Origin of the sequence: Kitasatospora sp. A2-31 (assembly GCF_022288725.1) — a bacterium.
GTDB lineage: Bacteria > Actinomycetota > Actinomycetes > Streptomycetales > Streptomycetaceae > Kitasatospora.
On sequence record NZ_JAKNTA010000008.1, the window covers coordinates 232,574 to 250,371 of the forward strand.

Annotated in this window: 15 protein-coding genes; 5 read left to right on the top strand and 10 right to left on the bottom strand. The window is 76.2% G+C overall.

Annotated features, from left to right (window positions below; genetic code table 11):
* Positions 1–55: 55 nt before the first annotated feature.
* The 9 genes from MCM47_RS23455 to MCM47_RS23495 all read right to left on the bottom strand — a co-directional run bounded on the left by MCM47_RS23455 (position 56) and on the right by MCM47_RS23495 (position 8,963).
* Positions 56–790: a hypothetical protein gene (locus tag MCM47_RS23455; RefSeq protein WP_238863655.1), complete on the bottom strand. Its 735-nt coding sequence runs from the start codon at positions 788–790 to the stop codon at positions 56–58.
* 211 nt (positions 791–1,001) lie between these two features.
* Positions 1,002–1,787 carry a type III pantothenate kinase gene (locus tag MCM47_RS23460; protein WP_238863656.1) on the bottom strand — a complete coding sequence of 262 codons (786 nt, stop codon included), beginning with the start codon at positions 1,785–1,787 and terminating at the stop codon, positions 1,002–1,004.
* A gap of 35 nt (positions 1,788–1,822) precedes the next feature.
* The gene (nadC, locus tag MCM47_RS23465) at positions 1,823–2,782 is read right to left on the bottom strand and encodes a carboxylating nicotinate-nucleotide diphosphorylase (RefSeq protein WP_238863657.1); all 960 of its coding nucleotides are present in this window, start codon (positions 2,780–2,782) and stop codon (positions 1,823–1,825) included.
* Between the two features lie 4 nt (positions 2,783–2,786).
* Positions 2,787–4,460 (bottom strand): L-aspartate oxidase, encoded by a 1,674-nt coding sequence (locus MCM47_RS23470; protein WP_238863658.1) that lies wholly within the window; start codon positions 4,458–4,460, stop codon positions 2,787–2,789.
* Between the two features lie 17 nt (positions 4,461–4,477).
* The gene (gene panD, locus MCM47_RS23475) at positions 4,478–4,924 is read right to left on the bottom strand and encodes an aspartate 1-decarboxylase (protein WP_238863659.1); all 447 of its coding nucleotides are present in this window, start codon (positions 4,922–4,924) and stop codon (positions 4,478–4,480) included.
* A 121-nt stretch (positions 4,925–5,045) separates the two neighbouring features.
* A complete protein-coding gene (gene panC / locus MCM47_RS23480) occupies positions 5,046–5,951 on the bottom strand; it encodes a pantoate--beta-alanine ligase (RefSeq protein ID WP_238863660.1) in 906 nt (301 codons plus the stop codon).
* Positions 5,951–6,901: a Rossmann-like and DUF2520 domain-containing protein gene (locus MCM47_RS23485; RefSeq protein WP_238863661.1), complete on the bottom strand. Its 951-nt coding sequence runs from the start codon at positions 6,899–6,901 to the stop codon at positions 5,951–5,953. The genes panC and MCM47_RS23485 overlap by 1 nt, the downstream gene beginning before the upstream one ends.
* A gap of 140 nt (positions 6,902–7,041) precedes the next feature.
* Positions 7,042–7,731 carry a response regulator transcription factor gene (locus MCM47_RS23490; protein WP_238863662.1) on the bottom strand — a complete coding sequence of 230 codons (690 nt, stop codon included), beginning with the start codon at positions 7,729–7,731 and terminating at the stop codon, positions 7,042–7,044.
* Between the two features lie 44 nt (positions 7,732–7,775).
* Positions 7,776–8,963, bottom strand: coding sequence for a sensor histidine kinase (locus MCM47_RS23495; RefSeq protein ID WP_255752726.1), 1,188 nt, complete (start codon positions 8,961–8,963; stop codon positions 7,776–7,778).
* Between the two features lie 192 nt (positions 8,964–9,155).
* On the opposite strand from MCM47_RS23495, the gene MCM47_RS23500 reads away from it, so the two are divergent.
* Positions 9,156–10,145 (top strand): SAM-dependent methyltransferase, encoded by a 990-nt coding sequence (locus MCM47_RS23500; RefSeq protein ID WP_238863664.1) that lies wholly within the window; start codon positions 9,156–9,158, stop codon positions 10,143–10,145.
* Positions 10,142–11,311 (top strand): NADH-quinone oxidoreductase subunit D, encoded by a 1,170-nt coding sequence (locus MCM47_RS23505; protein WP_238863665.1) that lies wholly within the window; start codon positions 10,142–10,144, stop codon positions 11,309–11,311. The genes MCM47_RS23500 and MCM47_RS23505 overlap by 4 nt, the downstream gene beginning before the upstream one ends.
* A gap of 73 nt (positions 11,312–11,384) precedes the next feature.
* On the opposite strand, the gene MCM47_RS23510 is transcribed toward MCM47_RS23505, so the two are convergent.
* Positions 11,385–12,197, bottom strand: a complete 813-nt coding sequence (locus MCM47_RS23510) for a hypothetical protein (RefSeq protein WP_238863807.1) — start codon at positions 12,195–12,197, stop codon at positions 11,385–11,387.
* Between the two features lie 254 nt (positions 12,198–12,451).
* Between MCM47_RS23510 and MCM47_RS23515 the strand changes: the two genes are divergently transcribed.
* The 3 genes from MCM47_RS23515 (at position 12,452) to MCM47_RS23525 (ending at position 17,615) form a co-directional block, all read left to right on the top strand.
* On the top strand, positions 12,452–12,853 hold the full coding sequence (locus MCM47_RS23515) for a hypothetical protein (protein ID WP_238863666.1): 402 nt from the start codon (positions 12,452–12,454) through the stop codon (positions 12,851–12,853).
* Between the two features lie 138 nt (positions 12,854–12,991).
* Positions 12,992–16,054 carry a toxin glutamine deamidase domain-containing protein gene (locus MCM47_RS43375; RefSeq protein ID WP_308222420.1) on the top strand — a complete coding sequence of 1,021 codons (3,063 nt, stop codon included), beginning with the start codon at positions 12,992–12,994 and terminating at the stop codon, positions 16,052–16,054.
* Between the two features lie 226 nt (positions 16,055–16,280).
* Entirely contained in the window at positions 16,281–17,615 is a 1,335-nt protein-coding gene (locus MCM47_RS23525) for an SUKH-4 family immunity protein (protein ID WP_238863667.1), read from the top strand.
* Positions 17,616–17,798 lie beyond the last annotated feature (183 nt).

A 17,798-nucleotide genomic window follows, 5' to 3' on the forward strand; every position in this document is an offset into this window, starting at 1 on the left:
CCGGAGGGGGAGGCCGCGGCGCGGTCTCCCCCTCCGGGTGCGTGCGTGCGAGCGGTCAGCCCGTGCCGGTGGCCAGCTCGAGCTCCTCGCCGGCGGCGGGCGGTGCGGGCCGGGCCGGGGGCTTGGGCCGGCGGCCGAACAGCTCGGCCGGGGTGGGCATCCGGTGCGGCCGGGGCGCCGTCGTGGGAGCGGTCTGCTTCGCGGCGGCGGTGGGCTCGGTGCTGCTCATCGGGATCCGTCCTCCAACAGGGGTGGGGAGACTGCTCGGGGGTGCGGCTGGGCTCGGTACGGCGACGAGGTGGCGTTGGCCGGTGGTGAGGGCCAGCCGCTCGCGGACGGCCGCCTCGGCCAGCGCGTGGCAGCGCCCGGCCAGTCGCGAGCGGCGCGACCGCTCGTGCTGGCCGCACGGCTGGCGGGTCAGCCCGCGCAGCGCGGTGAGGTCCTCGGGGCCGGGGAGGTAGCCGTCGGTCACGGCCTCCTCCAGCCGTTCCAGGTAGCCGGCGGCGCTGCCGGGCAGTGCCGCCCGGTAGCGGGCGAGGTCGGCGAGCAGGAAGGCGCGGAGCCGGCCGCCCTCCTGGACGGCCTCGTCGATCGCCTCGGTCAGGCGCAGGGCGTCCTGCACGTCCTCGGCCCACAGTTCGGCGCCGGTGCCGTTGAACGGCAGCCGGTCGGGGCTCTGGAGGTGGACGGGGACGGCGGGGTGGAGGGCTTGGGCGAGGGCGCGGCGCAGCACGCGGACTTCGTCGGCGCTGAAGGCCATGCCGCCGCGCGATCCGTGTGGCGTAGGCATGCGCTGACACTACGTGAGGAATATCCGATTTGTCGGTAACGTCGCGCCGATGCCCCACGTTTGGCCCGGTGAATGTCCCGTGGACGAAGCGTCGGCCGGCCGGCCGGTGCGGCGGCCACCGTCAGCGGGTCCGGGACCGCGGTCCAGCGGCGGGCCCCCGCCACCCCAGGCACGGCGAGCACCCCGAGCGAGTGTCAGCTCGAGCGAGGTGTCAGCTCGGGCGGTTGCGCTCGTAGACCAGGCGCAGGCCGATCAGCGTCAGCCAGGGTTCGTGGACGTCGATGCTGCCGGCCTCGCCGAGCACCAGCGGGGCCAGGCCGCCGGTGGCGATGACCTGGACGTCGTCCGGGTCCTTGGCGAGCTCGCGGGCCATCCGGTCGACCAGGCCGTCGACCTGCCCGGCGAAGCCGTAGAGGATCCCGGACTGCATGCCCTCGACGGTGTTCTTGCCGATCACGTTGCGCGGCCGGGCCAGCTCGATCTTGCGCAGCTGGGCGCCGCGGGCGCCGAGCGCTTCCACCGAGATCTCGATGCCGGGGGAGATCGCCCCGCCGACGTAGTCGCCGCGGGCGTTGATCGCGTCGAAGGTGGTCGCGGTGCCGAAGTCGACCACGATGCACGGGCCGCCGTAGAGGTGGTTGGCGGCCAGCGCGTTGACGATCCGGTCCGCGCCGACCTCCTTGGGGTTGTCCATCAGGACGTGCACCCCCGTCTTCACCCCGGGCTCCACGATCACCGCGGGGACGTCGCCGTAGTAGCGGCGGGTCACCTCGCGGAACTCGTGGAGCACCGAGGGGACGGACGAGCAGATCGCCAGGCCCTCCACCGCCGCCTCGTTGACCGCGGTGTGCGAGCCCATCAGCCCCTGCAGGAGCACCGCCAGCTCGTCGGCCGTGCGGCGCGGATCGGTGGAGATCCGCCAGTGCTCGACCACGTCCTCGCCGTCGAACAGGCCGAGCGTGGTCTGGGTGTTGCCGACGTCGATGGTGAGAAGCATGGGGTGCTTTCTGCGTGAGGGGTGATCAGTGGTGATCAGGCGCGCAGGTCCAGGCCGATGTCGAGGATCGGCGAGGAGTGCGTGAGCGCGCCCACGGCCAGGTAGTCGACACCAGTCTGGGCGACCTCGCGCGCGGTGGCCAGGGTCAGGCCTCCGGACGCCTCCAGCTTGGCCCGGCCGGCCACCAGGTCCACGGCCTCCTTCAGCCGGGGGACGGTGAAGTTGTCCAGCAGGATGAGGTCCGCCCCGGCCTCCAGCACGGGCGGGATCTGCTCCAGCGTGTCCACCTCGACCTCGACCGGCAGGTCGGGGTAGGCCTCCCGGACGGCGCGGAACGCCTCGGCGACGCCGCCGGCCGCGATCACGTGGTTGTCCTTGACCAGGGCCGCGTCGGAGAGCGCCATCCGGTGGTTGGCGCCGCCGCCGCAGCGGACCGCGTACTTCTGCAGCGCCCGCAGGCCCGGGGTGGTCTTGCGGGTGTCGCGGACGACCGCGCCGGTGCCGGCCAGGGCGTCGGCCCAGGCCCGGGTGGCGGTGGCGATGCCGGAGAGGTGGCAGAGCAGGTTGAGCGCGCTGCGCTCGGCGGTGAGCAGGTCGCGGGTGCGGCCGCGGACCGAGAGCAGCACCTGGCCGGCCTCGACCCGGTCGCCGTCCTGGACGTGGCGCTCGACCTCGAACTCCTCCTCGCAGACCAGCGAGACGACGGCCTCGGCGATCCGCAGGCCGGCCACCACGCCGCCCTCGCGGGCGGTGAAGTCGGCGGTGGCGACCGCGTCGGCCGGGACGGTGGCGACCGAGGTGACGTCCTCGCCGCCGGCGAGGTCCTCGGCCAGCGCCAGGGTGGCGACGTCCTCGACCTCGACCGGGTCCAGCCCGGCCTCCTCCAGGAGCTCGGCGAGCTGCGGGTCCAGGCCGGTCTCGTAGCCCTCGCCGTCGCCGCAGGCGCAGCCGTCGCCGCAGCCGGCCATCGGGAGTTCCTCGTGCGAGTGGGTCATGGTTCTACTGCTCCTCAGGGGTGCTGACAAGATCGCCGGAGGCGGTGAGGGTGGTGATCAGGTGACGCTGCCAGCGGGTGTCGTCCCGCTCGGGGAAGTCCTCGCGCCAGTGGCAGCCGCGGGTCTCGTCGCGCTGGGCGGCGGCGGCGACCAGGGCGGCGGCGACCAGCAGCAGGTTGGCGGCCTCCCAGGTCTCCACCCGGGGGTCGGCCGGCTTCTCCTGGGCGACGTGCGTGTAGGCCGTCTCGGCGAGCAGCGCGAGCCCGGCGGCGGTGTCGGCCATCGAGGCGGCCGAGCGCAGGACGCCGGCGCCGCGCGACATCAGCCGCTGGATCTCGGCCCGCGCCTCGGGGGCGGGCAGCGGCACCGGGTGGGCGGCGCGCGCCGCGGCCACGTCCACCGCCCGCTCGGGCAGGTCGCCCGCCCGGTGCCGGGCGGCCAGGTCGTCGGCGATCCGCTCGGCGAAGACCAGGCCCTCCAGCAGCGAGTTGGACGCCAGCCGGTTGGCGCCGTGCACGCCGGTGCAGGCGACCTCGCCGCAGGCGTACAGGCCGGGGACGGTGGTGCGCCCGGACAGGTCGGTGCGGATGCCGCCGGAGGCGTAGTGCGCCGCCGGGGCGACCGGGATCGGCTCGGTGACCGGGTCGATGCCGTGCGCGCGGCAGGAGGCGAGGATGGTCGGGAACCGGTGCTCCCACATCTCGGCGCCGAAGTGCCGACCGTCCAGGTACATGTGCTCGGCGCCCTGCAGCTGCATCTGCCGGGTGATGGCCTTGGCGACGATGTCGCGCGGGGCCAGCTCGGCCAGCTCGTGCTGCCCGAGCATGAAGCGCGTGCCGCTCGCGTCGACCAGGTGCGCGCCTTCGCCGCGGACCGCCTCGGAGACCAGCGGCTGCTGGCCCTCGGCGTCCGGGCCGAGCCAGAGCACGGTGGGGTGGAACTGGACGAACTCCAGGTCGGCGACCTCGGCGCCGGCCCGCAGCGCGAGCGCCACGCCGTCGCCGGTGGAGACCGCCGGGTTGGTGGTGGCCGAGAAGACCTGGCCCATGCCGCCGGTGGCGAGCACCACCGCGCGGGCGCGGATGGCGCCGACGCCGTCGCGCTGCCCCTCGCCCATCACGTGCAGGGTGAGGCCGGCCGCGTTGCCGTCGGCGTCGGTGAGCAGGTCGAGCACGAGGGCGTGCTCGATCAGCTCGATGCCCGGGTCCGAGCGGACCGCCGAGACCAGGGCGCGGGAGATCTCGGCGCCGGTGGCGTCGCCGCCGGCGTGCGCTATCCGGCGGCGGTGGTGGCCGCCCTCGCGGGTGAGCATGATCTCGCCCCCGGCGTCGCGGTCGAACGCGGCGCCGGTGGCGATCAGCCGGCGGACGGCGTCCGGGCCCTCGGTGACGAGGGTGCGCACGGCGTCCTCGTCGCAGAGGCCTGCGCCGGCCACCAGGGTGTCGTCCAGGTGCTGCTCGGGGGTGTCGCCCTCGCCCAGGGCGGCGGCGATGCCGCCCTGGGCCCAGCGGGTGGACCCGTCGTCCAGCATCGCCTTGGTGACCACCATGACCCGCAGGCCGGCCCGGCGGGCGTTGAGGGCGACGGTGAGACCGGCCACCCCGGAGCCGACCACGACGACGTCGGTGGCGGTCGTCCAGCCGGGGGCGGGGGCGGTGAGGCGGTGGGTGACGGGCATGTCGGTCAGTGGCTCCTTCAGCGCGCGGCGGTCGGGGCCGCGTCGTGGTCACCGTACGCCCGGTCGCCGCGGAGCAGTCCAGTGCCCTCCCCGGCGTCGGCCGGGTCTCCGCCCGTGCCGGTGATCCGGTTGTGCTCGTCCACGAAGACGACCTTCGGCTCGTAGCCCTTGGCCTCGGCGGTGTCCATCTGCCCGTAGGCGATGAGTATGACGAGGTCGCCGGGGTGGACCAGGCGCGCGGCGGCGCCGTTGATGCCGATCACGCCGGAGCCGCGCGGGCCGGCGATGGTGTAGGTCTCCAGCCGGGCGCCGTTGTTGATGTCGACGATGTGGACCAGCTCGCCGGGGAGCAGGTCCGCGGCGTCGAGCAGGTCCTCGTCCACCGTGACGGAGCCGACGTAGTGCAGGTCGGCCTGGGTCACGGTGGCCCGGTGGATCTTGGACTTGAGCATGGTGCGGAGCATGGGGTCACGCCTCCTGTGAGTGCATGCCTGGAAGGGGAGCTACCGAACGTGGGCTTGAGCTGTGGGCGGGCACCGGTCGGCCGCCGCCGGGCGGACGGATCCGGTGCCCGTCCCCGTCCGCCTAGCGGCAGATGAGGTGGACGTTGTCGATCAGGCGGGTGGTGCCCACCGTCGCGGCGACGGCCAGCACCGCCTCGCCCTGGAAGTCGTCCGGCGCCTCGGTGAAGTCGTGCGGATCGATCAGGGCGAGGTAGTCGAGGGTGACGCCCTCGGCGCCGTCCAGGACGGCCGCGGCGGCCTCGCGCACGGCCTTGGGGCCCTGCGCGGCCACGTCGCGGCCGGCGAACAGCGCCTTCGACAGGGCGAGCGCGTGCGTGCGGTCCTCGGCGGAGAGGTAGCGGTTGCGCGAGGACAGCGCCAGGCCGTCCTCCTCGCGGACGGTCGGCACGCCGACCACCTCGACGTCGAAGTCCAGGTCGGCCACCATCCGGCGGACGATCGCCAGCTGCTGGGCGTCCTTCTCGCCGAAGAAGGCGAAGTCGGGGTCGGTGATGTGCAGCAGCTTGGCGACCACGGTCAGCACGCCGTCGAAGTGGCCCGGCCGGGTGGTGCCCTCGAACCGCTCGCCCATCGGGCCGGCCGCCAGCCGGACCTGCGGCCGGCCGTTCGGGTAGACCTCGTCGACGGACGGCGCGAAGACCACGTCGGCGCCGTTCTCCTCGGCCAGCTTGACGTCCTCGTCCAGGCTGCGGGGGTAGCGCTCCAGGTCCTCGCCGGCGCCGAACTGCAGCGGGTTGACGAAGACGGTGACCGCCACCCGGCCGTCGCGGCCCACCTGCCGGCGGGCGGCCCGGATCAGCGCGGCGTGGCCCTCGTGGAGCGCGCCCATGGTCATCACGACCGCGTTGTCCACCGGCTGCTCGTCCGGCCAGAACGCGGCCTCGAAGTCGTCGACGGTGTGCGTGACCACGGCCCGGTGGACCTTCGGGGCGCGCTGGGCCTTGCCCGGCTGCTTGCCGCGTGCCATCAGTGGTTCTCCTCGTTCAGTACGTCCAGCAGTGCCGCCGCCGACGTCTCGTCGATCGTTCCGTGCGCGAGCGCCCGCTGGGCGGTGGCGCGGGCCATCGCCCGGTAGGCGGCCGGGATGTCGGGGGACACCGTACTGAGCTGCGCCAGGTGGCGCCGCACGGTTCCCGCGTCGCCCCGGGCGACCGGGCCGGTGAGGGCCGCGTCGCCGGAGCGCAGGCTGTTGTCCAGGGCGGCGCCGAGCAACGGGCCGAGCAGCCGGCCGGGCTCGGCGACCCCGGCGGTGCGCAGCAGCTCCAGCGCCTGCGCGACCAGGGTGACCAGGTGGTTCGCGCCGTGGGCGAGGGCAGTGTGGTAGAGCGGGCGGACGTCCTCCGGCACCCACTCGGGCTCGCCGCCCATCTCCACCACGAGCGCCTCGGCGACCGGGCGCAGCTCCTCCGGCGCGGTCACCCCGAACGGGCAGCCGGCCAGCCGGGCCAGGTCGACGGAGGTGCCGGTGAAGGTCATCGCGGGGTGCAGGGCCAGCGGCAGCGCCCCGGCCCGGGTGGCGGGCTCCAGGACGGCGACGCCGTGCGCGCCGGAGGTGTGCACGACCAGCTGGCCGGGGCGGACGGCACCGGTCGAGGCCAGGCCGGCCACCAGGTCGGCCAGCGCGTCGTCCGGGACGGTCAGCAGGACGAGGTCGGCGGCGGCCAGCACCTGCGGCGGGGTGACGATCCGTACGCCGGGCAGCAGCGCCTCGGCGCGCCGGCGGGAGGTGGTGGAGACCCCGGAGGCGGCGACCACCCGGTGCCCGGCGAGCTGCAGCGCGGCGCCCAGCGCCGGGCCGACCCGGCCGGTGCCGACCACGCCCACGGCGAGCCGCGCCGGGCGGTTGCCCGGGTCGGCCGGGTCGCCGAAGCCGTCGGCGAGCGGGGTGAAGTCGGCGCTGTCGCTTCGCTCGGTCACGGCTGGGCCCTGGTCCTCACTCTCCGTTCCGGTCCTCTTCGGGTACCGGACGTACCGGCCCATTCTACGGCCGGGCCGACGGGCCCCCGGGCGCCCCCGTCGCGGGCCCCCGGCAGGTCGCGAGAGCGTTCGAGGGAGCGTCAGTCCGAGGAGCCGGCCCGGATCAGTCCCGCCTCGTAGGCCAGGACGACGGCCTGGACGCGGTCGCGCAGGCCGAGCTTGGCCAGGATCCGGCCGACGTGGGTCTTCACGGTGGCCTCGGAGAGGACCAGCCGGGCGGCGATCTCGCCGTTCGACAGGCCCTGGGCGACGAGCAGGAAGACCTCGCGCTCGCGCTCGGTGAGCGGGCCCAGGGGGTCCGGGCCGGGCAGGTGGTGCGGGGTGGGCAGCACCTCGGCGAAGCGGTCGATCATGCGCCGGGTGGTGGTCGGCGCGACCACCGCGTCCCCGCCGTGCACCGCGCGGATGGCGGCGACCAGCTCCGTCGGCGGCACGTCCTTGAGCAGGAAGCCGCTGGCGCCGGCCTTGAGCGCGGCGAAGGCGTACTCGTCCAGGTCGAAGGTGGTGAGGATGAGCACGTGCGGGGCGTTCGGCAGCGGGCTGCCGTCCTCGGCGAGGCAGATCCGGCGGGTGGCCTGCACGCCGTCCATGCGGGGCATCCGGACGTCCATCAGGATCACGTCCACGGCCGTGTGCTGCAGCTTCTCCAGGGCCTGCGCGCCGTCGCCGGCCTCGGCGGCGATCTCGATGTCGCCCTGCGACTGCAGGATCATCCGGAAGCCGGTGCGCAGCAGCTCCTGGTCGTCGACGAGCATCACGCGGATGGTCAAGGGGGTCTCCTGGTTCGTGGGGAGCGGCGCGGTTCGGGCGCGCTTCAGTGGGCCGCCTTGAGCGGCAGGACGGCACGGATCCGGAAGCCGCCGCCCGGGCGGGGCCCGATGTCCAGGCTCCCGCTGACCATGCCGACCCGCTCGCGCATGCCGATCAGCCCGTGGCCCAGGCCGTCGGTGCCGCCGGCGGCCAGCTGCTCGTCGGTGGTGCCGCGGCCGTCGTCCTCGATCAGGACGGCCAGCTCGCGCTCGCCGAAGTCGACCGCGACCCGGGCGTGCACGTCCGGGCCGCCGTGCTTGCGGACGTTGGTCAGCGCCTCCTGGACGATCCGGTAGACGGTCAGCTCGACGCCGCGGGGCAGCTCGCGCGGGGTGCCGGAGGTGGCGAAGTCCACCGGCAGGCCGGCCGTGCGGACCTGCTCCAGCAGCTCGGGCAGTTCCTCGACGCCCGGCTGCGGCACGTACTCCTCGGCGTTGGTGTCGGAGGTGCGCAGCACGCCGAGCAGGCGGCGCATCTCGACCAGCGCCTGGCGGCCGGTGGAGGCGATGGTGCCCAGCGCCTCCTTGGCCTGCTGCGGCGAGTTCTCCAGCACGTAGGCGGCGCCGTCGGCCTGGACGATCATGACCGAGACGTTGTGCGCGACCACGTCGTGCAGTTCCCGGGCGATCCGGGCGCGCTCGGCGGCGACCGCCACCTTGGCCTGGGCGTCCCTCTCGCGCTCCAGCCGGGCGGCGCGGTCCTCCAGCTCGACCAGGTAGGCGCGGCGCACCCGGGTGAGCCGGCCCCACGCCCAGCAGAGGATGAACGGGGTCGACATCAGGGCGGAGATCAGCAGGAACTCCGCCGTGCTGCGGTGCTGCCCGTGCCAGATGCCCTCGTCGTCGGTGTAGCCGGAGGGGAAGCGGGCCAGGGTCAGCGGCCCGGCCAGCAGGCTGCCGGCCAGGCAGAGCCGCGAGGTCCAGGCCGTGCCGAAGGCGGCGCCGGTGTAGGCGAAGACCAGGTAGCCGATGCTGGACGCGGCGACCGGGACGCCGAGTGCGACCTGCAGCAGCCCGACGCCGCCGGCCAGGTGGACGGTGAGGTCCGGCATCCTGCGGCGGAACACCATCAGCAGCGGGATGACCAGGGCGATGACGTAGTGGACGCCGAGCCGCCAGCCCTCCGCGGAGGTGCTGTCGGGCAGGACGCTGAAGAAGAGCACCAGCGACGCCCAGGCGGAGTCGACCACCATGGGGTGACGGCGGAGCCAGGCGTTGAGTCGATGCACGTCTCAAGCCTAGGCAGTCGCGCAGCGTGTCCAGGTCCGCCGGGAGGGCGATCCGTCCTACTCCCTAGGTCGGAGATCACCCGTCGCCGGTTGGGAGGGCCGCCTCCGGGGCCGGTAGCGTCCCGTTCCGTGGATTGGATGCGGTGGCGGCCCGCCATGGAACGGGCCCTGTACGACCCGGACGGCGGCTTCTACCGCAGGCCGGAGGGGCCGGCCGGGCACTTCCGGACCTCGGTGCACGCCTCCCCGCTGTTCGCCCGCGCGGTGGCGCGCCTCCTGCGCGAGGTCGATGCGGCCCTCGGCCGGCCGGAGGAGCTGTCCTTCGTGGACGTCGGGGCCGGCCGCGGCGAGCTGACGGCCGGCGTCCTGGCCGAGGTGCCGGCGGACGTGCGGGACCGGCTGCGCCCGTACGCGGTGGAGCTGGCGGCCCGGCCGGACGCCCTGCCGGCCGGGGTCCTGTGGACGGACGAGGTGCCGCGCGGCGTCACCGGGCTGCTGTTCGCCAACGAGTGGCTGGACAACGTGCCGCTGGACGCCGGGGAGGTCGACGACGCCGGGGTGCTGCGCTACGTCGAGGTGGACACCACGACCGGTGCGGAGCGCCTCGGGGACCGGGTCACCGCCGCGGACGCGGCCTGGGCGGCCCGCTGGTGGCCGGCCGAACGTCCGGGCGACGCCGTGGAGTTCGGCGGCCCCCGGGACGCCGCCTGGGCGCACGCGGTGGCCGGGCTGGAGCGCGGGCTGGCGGTCGCCGTCGACTACGGGCACACCGCCGCCCGCCGCCCGCCGCTCGCCACCCGGGCCGGTTTCCGGTCCGGCCGCGAGGTGGCCCCGGTGCCGGACGGCTCCTGCGACGTCACCGCCCACGTGGCGCTCGACTCGATCGCGGTCCCCGCTCTCCACAGCCTGTGGACGACGCAGCGGGACGCGCTGCGCGCCCTCGGGGTGAGCGGCGCCCGCCCGTCGCTGGCGCTCGCCTCCACCGACCCGGTGGCCTACCTGCGGGCGCTCGGCGGCGCGGGCGAGGGCGCCGAGCTGACCGACGCGGCAGGTCTGGGCGCCTTCGGCTGGCTCGTGCAGACCGTCCGCATGCCGGTACCGGAGAGCCTGGAGCCCCTGCCGGGATGGCAGACTCTGGGGTCATGAGGGAGACCACGGTCGGCATCGGGGCGGGAGCCGAGAACTTCACGGGCACGGCGGGCAGCACCGACATGGTGCTCAACATCGGCCCGCAGCACCCCGCCACCCACGGCGTCCTGCGCCTGCGGCTGGTGCTGGACGGCGAGCGCATCGTGACCGCGGAGCCGGTGATCGGCTACATGCACCGGGGCGCGGAGAAGCTCTTCGAGGCCCGCGACTACCGGCAGATCATCATGCTGGCCAACCGGCACGACTGGCTCTCGGCCTTCTCCAACGAGCTCGGCGTGGTGCTGGGCGTCGAGCGGATGCTCGGCATGGAGGTGCCGGAGCGGGCGGTCTGGATCCGCACCCTGCTCGCCGAGCTGAACCGGGTGCTCAACCACCTGATGTTCCTCGGCTCCTACCCGCTGGAGCTGGGCGGGATCACCCCGATCTTCCACGCCTTCTCCAGCCGCGAGGACCTCCAGCACGTGCTGGAGGAGGCCTCCGGCGGCCGGATGCACTACATGTTCAACCGGGTCGGCGGCCTGAAGGAGGACCTGCCGGCCGGCTGGCTCGGGCGGGTCCGCGCGGCGGTCGCCGTCGTCCGCTCCCAGCTGCCGGTCTTCGAGGATCTCGTCCTCGGCAACGAGATCTTCCGCGCCCGCACCGCCGGCGTCGGCGTGCTCACCAGGGAGCACGCCGAGGCGTACGGCGTCAGCGGCCCGATCGCGCGCGCCAGCGGTCTCGACCTCGACCTGCGCCGCGACGAGCCCTACCTGGCCTACGGCTCGGACGAGCTGCGCTCGGTGCTGACCGTGGTCACCCGCGAGGAGGGCGACTGCCTGGCCCGGTTCGAGTGCCTGCTGGAGCAGACGGTCAACTCGCTGGACCTGGCCGACGCCTGCCTGGACAAGCTGGCCGCTCTCGCGCCCGGGCCGGTCAACCTGCGGCTTCCCAAGGTGCTCAAGGCCCCCGAGGGCAGCACCTACGCGTGGACCGAGAACCCGCTCGGGGTCAACGGCTACTACCTGGTCTCGCGCGGGGACAAGACGCCGTGGCGGCTCAAGCTCCGCTCGGCGTCCTTCAACAACATCCAGGCGCTGACCGAGCTGCTGCCCGGCACCCTGGTCGCCGACATGGTGGCGATCCTGGGCTCGATGTTCTTCGTCGTCGGGGACATCGACAAGTAGCGGGTCGCGGGGACCGGTAGCGCGGGCCGGCCCGCGCGGCCCGGGGCGGGTGCGCGGCGCCGGCCCCGGGCGGCTACTCCGCCTTCCGGGCGGCCTTCTTCGCCGGGTCGGCCGGGTGCGGGGCGAGCCTGCGGTCGCCCTTGGCGGCGATCCGCTGCTCGCAGAGGCCCACCAGCACCTCGTACGCCGCCGCGCCCATCAGCTCGGTGAGCTCGGGGCGGTAGCTGACGTAGACCGGTTCGGCGCCCTGGTGCGCCTCCGGGCTGCCGGTGCACCACCAGTGCAGGTCGTGACCGCCCGGGCCCCAGCCCCGGCGGTCGTACTCGCCGATGGTGACCTGGAGGTAGCGGGTGTCGTCCGGGCGGTCGATCCAGTCGTAGGTGCGGCGGATGGGCAGCTGCCAGCAGACGTCCGGCTTGGTCTCCAGCGGCTCCCGGCCCTCCTTGAGCGCCAGTGCGTGCAGCGCGCAGCCGGCGCCGCCGGCGAAGCCGGGGCTGTTCACGAAGATGCAGGCGCCGCCCACCCGGCGGGTCTGGCGGTCGCCGTCCTCGTCGAGCATGGTGATGCCGCCGTCGGTCCTGATCCGGCCCGCGGCGTCGGTGCCGTGCGCGAAGTTCTCCCAGAGCTCGGGGGTGAGCCGGGCGGCGTGGCCGGTCACCCGCTGCTCGTCCTCCTCGTCCGAGTAGTGCGCGCCGAGCGTGCAGCAGCCGTCCGACTCGCCCCGGCCCTCGCGGATGCCGTGGCAGCCCTGGCCGAAGATGCACGACCACCGGGAGGTCAGCCAGGTGAGGTCGCACCGGAAGACCTGCTCCTCGTCGTCGGGGTCGGTGAACTCGACCCAGGCCCGCGGGAAGTCGAGCGGGACCTCGGTCCGCAGGGTGGGCATGGCGAGGTCGACCGCGGTGGAACCGGCCTTGGACTTCTTCTTGGACGTGTCTGCTGCCACCTGGCAAGGGTAGAGCCTCGGCGGAGGTGCGAACCGCCCGTGGCGTGGGCATTTGGGGCGATTTCACCGGGTGGTGGCCGGGCCGCACGGACGGTGACGGAGTGAAGGCGGGGTGAAGAGGTCGCCCGCGGGCTGCGGGCCGCCCCGGGGCTCGCCCTAGGATGGCGGCCGGTCCGCTACGGGGAGGTACGGGGATGGCCGGCGGCAGCGGCAGCGGGGGCGACGGAGGCGGCTCGTTCGTCCTCAAGCCATGGGAACTGCACGGTGAGGGGCGGGAGTTCGAGAAGATCTCGGCGGACTTCGGCAAGGCGGCCGGTGCCCTGGAACAAGGCCTCGCCGCCCTCGGCACGCCGTGGGGGCAGGACCGGCCGGGCAGCGGGTTCGCCGCCGCCTACCGGGAGGCGCAGGGCGGGCTGATCGGCGGCCTGCGCGGGTTGGCCGGCGGGCTCGGCCGGGTCGGGACCGGGCTGCACACCATGGCCGAGCGGACGGCCGACGCCGAATCCTCGGCCGCCGCCGGATTCGGTGGAGCCGCGCGCCCGGGCGCAACCCCGGTGCCCGCCCGGACCGTCCCCCACAAGGACGTGTCGGCCTGACGCCGGAACCGTCCGGCCTTTCCACGCCGGCGGCCCGCTGAGGGGCCGCACGGCGAAGTCCGCACCACGGACATCCGCCGCCCGCACTCCGCACCCGGGGGCCCGCGCCGGAGGTCCGCACGTCGAAGGGGGAAGCGCGTGTCCCGGAAGCTGCCCGAGGAACTGGCCCCGGTCCTGGCCCGGACCGGTCACCGGTGGCCGCAGGCCGACGAGGACGGCCTGCGCAAGGCGGCCGGGCTCTGGCGCGAGTTCGGGACGGAGGCGGAACGCCTCGGCAAGCGCGGCGGGGACTCCGCCAAGCGCGTCACCGCGGAGAACTCCGGCCGCGCGGTGGACGCCTTCGAGGCCTACTGGCGGGCGTTCAGCGGCAGCGGCAAGGGCCACCTGGACGACGCCCACTCCGCCGCCGGCCTGGTCGCCGGTGCCTTCGACCAGGCCGCCCGGGCCGTCGACTCCTGCAAGGCCGACATCGTCGCCGCGCTCAACGAGCTGGCCGCCGAGCTGAAGCAGGCCGAGGAGCAGGCCGCCCGGGCCAAGGCCGCCGCCGCCGAGGTCGCCGCCGCCACCGGGGGCGGGGACACCGGGGGCGGGGTCTTCGGCGGGCTGCGGCGCAGCGCCAACGCCGTCGCGCAGGGGCTGCGGCAGACCGCCACCGAGACGGTCGCCGAGGCCGCGGCAGCGCTGGCGGTCGAGGGCGCCCGGCTGAAGATCGGCGGGCTGCTGGACGAGCTCGGCCGCGCCATGAAGGACGGTCTGGCCAGCGCGCTCAAGGAGCCCGCGGTGGTCGCGGTGCTGCGCCTCGGCCCCGGCGGCGGTCCCGGCGGGGTGCGCCCGGCCTCGTTCGGCGGCCGCGGCGGGGCCTTCGACCCGGTGGCGGCCGGACTGCCCGCCGTGCTCGGCGAGCCCGGCGTGCTGGGGGCCGGCGGCGGCGCCGGCCTGGCGGTGGTGCTCGGCAAGGACGGCAAGCCGCTGGTCGGCGAGGACGGCCGGCCCGTGGTCGGCGTGCCCGGCCTGGCGGTCAAGCTCGACGAGGCCGGCCGCCCGGTGCTGGACGAGCACGGCGACCCGGTCATCCTCCGGCCCGACGGCACCCGGGTGACGGACGCCGACGGGCTGCTGGTGGTCAAGGGCGCGGACGGCCGGCCCGTGGTCGGCGTGGAGGACCTCACGGTCAAGCTGGACGAGCACGGGCAGCCGCTGCTGGGCAAGGACGGCCGCCCGGTGGTGCTCGGCAAGGACGGCAAGGAGGTCGCCGGCCTCCCGCTGGCCGACCCGGCGGGCGGGGGTCGCGACGGGCGCCCGCTGGACGGCAGGCCCGGCGGCCCGCTCGCCGACGGACCGGGCGCGGTGCTGCCGGGCACGCCCGGAGCCCCCGTCGCACCCGGCTCGGTGGTGCGCGGGGCCGGACCGGACGACGTGGTGATCATGTCGGCGCCGGACGGCGACGGGCACGGCCGTCCCGGTGGCCCCGGCAACCCGCCCGGCGGCGGGCCGGACCAGGCCGGCGACGGCGGGTGGGGACCGGTGCGGACCGGGCCGGTGAACGGCGGTGGCGACTGGTCGCCGCCCGGCCACCCCGACGCCGCCCCCTCCCGTCCCGCCGGACCGGCGCACCACGGTGGTGACGGCGGCTCCGGAGGCGGCAGCGGCTCGGTGGCGGCCGGCTGGTCGGGCCCGGCCGACGGCGACTACCACCTGACGCCGGCCGCCCCGGCCCCGCACGGCGGTGGCGGCGGTGGCGGCGGCCCGGTGACGGTCCGGACGGACTCCGTCCTGGCGCCGCCCGCGCCCCCGGCGGCGCCGGCCTGGTCCCCGTCGGGGCCGGACGCGCCGACGGGCGGCGGGCCGGGCGGCCCGACCTCCGGCGGCTCCTCGTACAGCGGTCCCTCGTACAGCGGTCCCTCGTACAGCGGTCCCGCGTACGGCGGCCCCTCCTCCGGCGGCGCCTTCAACGTGCCGGGCGGCGGCGCCGGGCCGGTGGCCGCCACCGGCCCGGTCGGCCCCGGCCCGCTGGTCGGCGGGCACCCCGGCTACGGCGCCGGCCCCGCGGCCGCCGGACACGGACCGGCCCCGTTCGGCAGCGGCATCGGCTCCGGCGCTCCCGCCGGCGCCGCCGGCCCGGCCGGCCTGGTCGCCGTGCCGGGCGGCCCGGTCAGCGGATCGGCCCCGGCCCCCGGAGCCGCCGGCACGCCCGGCACGCCCGGCACGCCCGGCCCCGGCCAGCACGCGCAGACCGAGCCCCGGCCGGGCGCCGGCACCGGACCGGGCGGCCCCCGCCCGACCACCGGAGCCCCGCACCCCGTCCCCGCCCCCGGCCCGCTGGTCGTCCCGCCCCCGGCGGCCCCGCCGGCGGCCGGCCCCGGTGTCGGCACCGCCCGCCCCGAGCTCCACCCCGGCGACCACCGGCGCCGCCCCGACGGCTCCCCCGCCGAGGGCGAGACCGGGCTCGCCTGGGCGGCCGTCCCGGTCGCCACCGCCCACGCGATGGCCCTGCAGCTCGCGCTGCGCGCCCGTCGCGGCACCACCGGGGACGAGCCGTCGCACCGGCCGCGGACCATCGCCGACAGCCGCCCGTACGGTCTGCCCGGCGGGCTCGGCCCGGTCGATCCCGAGCACCAGCGCGAGATCGAGCGCCGGGCGCCCCGGGACGGCGAGGGCCTGGCACTGCGCCATCCCGATCCGGCGGCCGGCGGCTGGGCCGAGGTGGTCAACGACGGCGGCCACCGCGAGCCGGGACGGGCCAACAACAGCCTGGAGATCGCGCTCTCCGCGGTCGAGACCTTCACCGGCCGGCCGACCTGCGCCGCCCCGCGCATCCCCACCGAGGGCGACGCCGGCGAGCGCGGCGGCCGCGACCGCGCCGAGCGCGAACTCGGCGCGCCGTTCCGCGACCTCGGCGACGGCGGGCAGGCCTTCGGCCGCCTGGCCGAGGAGCTGAAGCGGGCCGGCCACGGCTCCCAGGCGGTGCTGCTCACCCTGGACGGCTTCGGCCGTCCGCACGCCTGGAACGCGGTGAACCACGAGGACGCCGTCACCTATCTGGACCACCAGGTCGGCCGCCGGGGCGCCGCGCCGCTGCACGACGCCGTCGGCGGGCTCTGGGCCATCGCCCTGGACTCCGACGGACGCCCGCTCGACCTGACCGGCCGCCGGTCCGCGGCCGCCCCGGCCCCCGAGCCCGTCGCGAGCACCACCCCGTGACGACCCGTGAGGCCACCGGGCGGCCCGGCGGCCGGGAACGGCTCACGCCTCCCGCCCGCCGCCCGGTGACGCCGCGTCCGGCGGCCCCGGCCCGGCGCGGGCGGGCCGGCGCCCGCGTGGCATCCTGGCTGCCGGTCAGCGGGGCCCCCGGGCGCCGCCCGGAGCCCGCCGGCCCGCAGCCCGCCCGCTTCCCCCAACCTCGCGCCGATGCAAGGAGCACCACCTCGTGACCACCCGCGCGCAGGCGATCGAGGCCGCGCACCGCTGGATCAACGGCGAGCTGCCCAGCGCCTCGGCCGACGGCTCGACCGGGGCGAGGCGGGTGCACTCCCACGAGTTCGACCTCGGCTGGGTGCTCTGGGCCGAGCCCTCGCCGGTGCGGGTGGACCCGCTGACCGGCGAGCGGCGCGCCCCCGAGGAGGTGGGCGCGGCCTGCGCGGTGGTGGACCGCGCGACCGGCCGCTTCACCGTCTGGCCCTCGGTGCCGGTGGACGAGGTCGTCACCCTCTACCGGGACTTCGTGGGCGCGGGCGCCCACGACCCCGGCCTGCCGCCGGCCACCGGCCGGGGCACCACGGCCGAGCTGACCTATCGCGACGCCCTCGGCGAGCCGCGCGCGCTCACGCTGCGCTCGGCACCCGGCCTGCCGCACCCGGCGCTGCGCGGTTGGTGGTGGCTGCGCGAGCAGGGGGTGCGGACCGAGGACGTGCTCGCCGTCCACACCGACCTGCGGCTGTCCGCGCTCCCCGGCGGCTACTGGGCCCATGCACTGGCCGCCGAACTGCCCGGCGTCCGGGTCGGGTTCGACCTGCCGTACGGGCCGCGCTTCGACCACCGGGCGGCGGCGGTCCGCGCCCTGCCCGCGGATCCGGACGGCCCGGCCCGCAACCGGGTGCCGTTCCCGCGCGGAGCCGCGCCGCGCCCGGACGGGGCGGCCGGGGAACCGACGGGTGGGGAGCTGACGGACCGGGCGCTGGCCGACCGGCTGGTGGAGCGGTTCGGCGCCGGCGGCGTCCGGCGCTTCGACCCGGCGGACCTCACCCGCGCCGACCTGCCCGAGGCCACCGCCCGGGTGCTGCGGGACATCGGTGTGCCGGTGGCCGTCGAGGGCTTCTTCGGACTGCACCACCCGGGGCCGGACGCGATAGCCGACGGCACCCGGCCCGCCAGCGTGCTCCCGCCGCTGGCCGCCCACCTGGCGGAGATCGGGCGCGGCACCCGGGTGGCCGAGCGGGAGCGCCTGGCGCTGGCGCCGCAGCTGCTGCTCGGCACCGACGGCTGGGCGCTGATCACGGTGGACACCGCCTGCGGCGCCGTCCGCGCGGTCGACCCCGACTACGCCACCGCCCGGCACTGCAACGACGGCGCCGCGTCCTTCGTCCGCTGCCTGGCCCTGTTCGACGAGCGGCTGCCCGGTCTGCGCGGGCTCGACCGGCGGGCTGCCGGTGCCGCCGTGGACGCGTTGCAGCGCGAACTGGCGGCGATCGACCCGACCGTCTTCGACGATCCGGAGAACTGGTGGGCCGTCATCGTCGAGCAGCTCTGGGACGGCCTGCTGTGAGCCCGGTCCCGGCCGGCCGGGCCCCCGGCAGCAGGCGGACGCCGGCGCGGCGGCGCGTCCGGGTGACCCGCGGTGCGTCGCGGCGGCGGCACGCCGAGCGACGGGCGCACGCTGAGGGGAACCGACCGTACTGTCGGCTTGTCAGATCATATTGACGATGCTTCGCCGACCCGTCGACCGTCC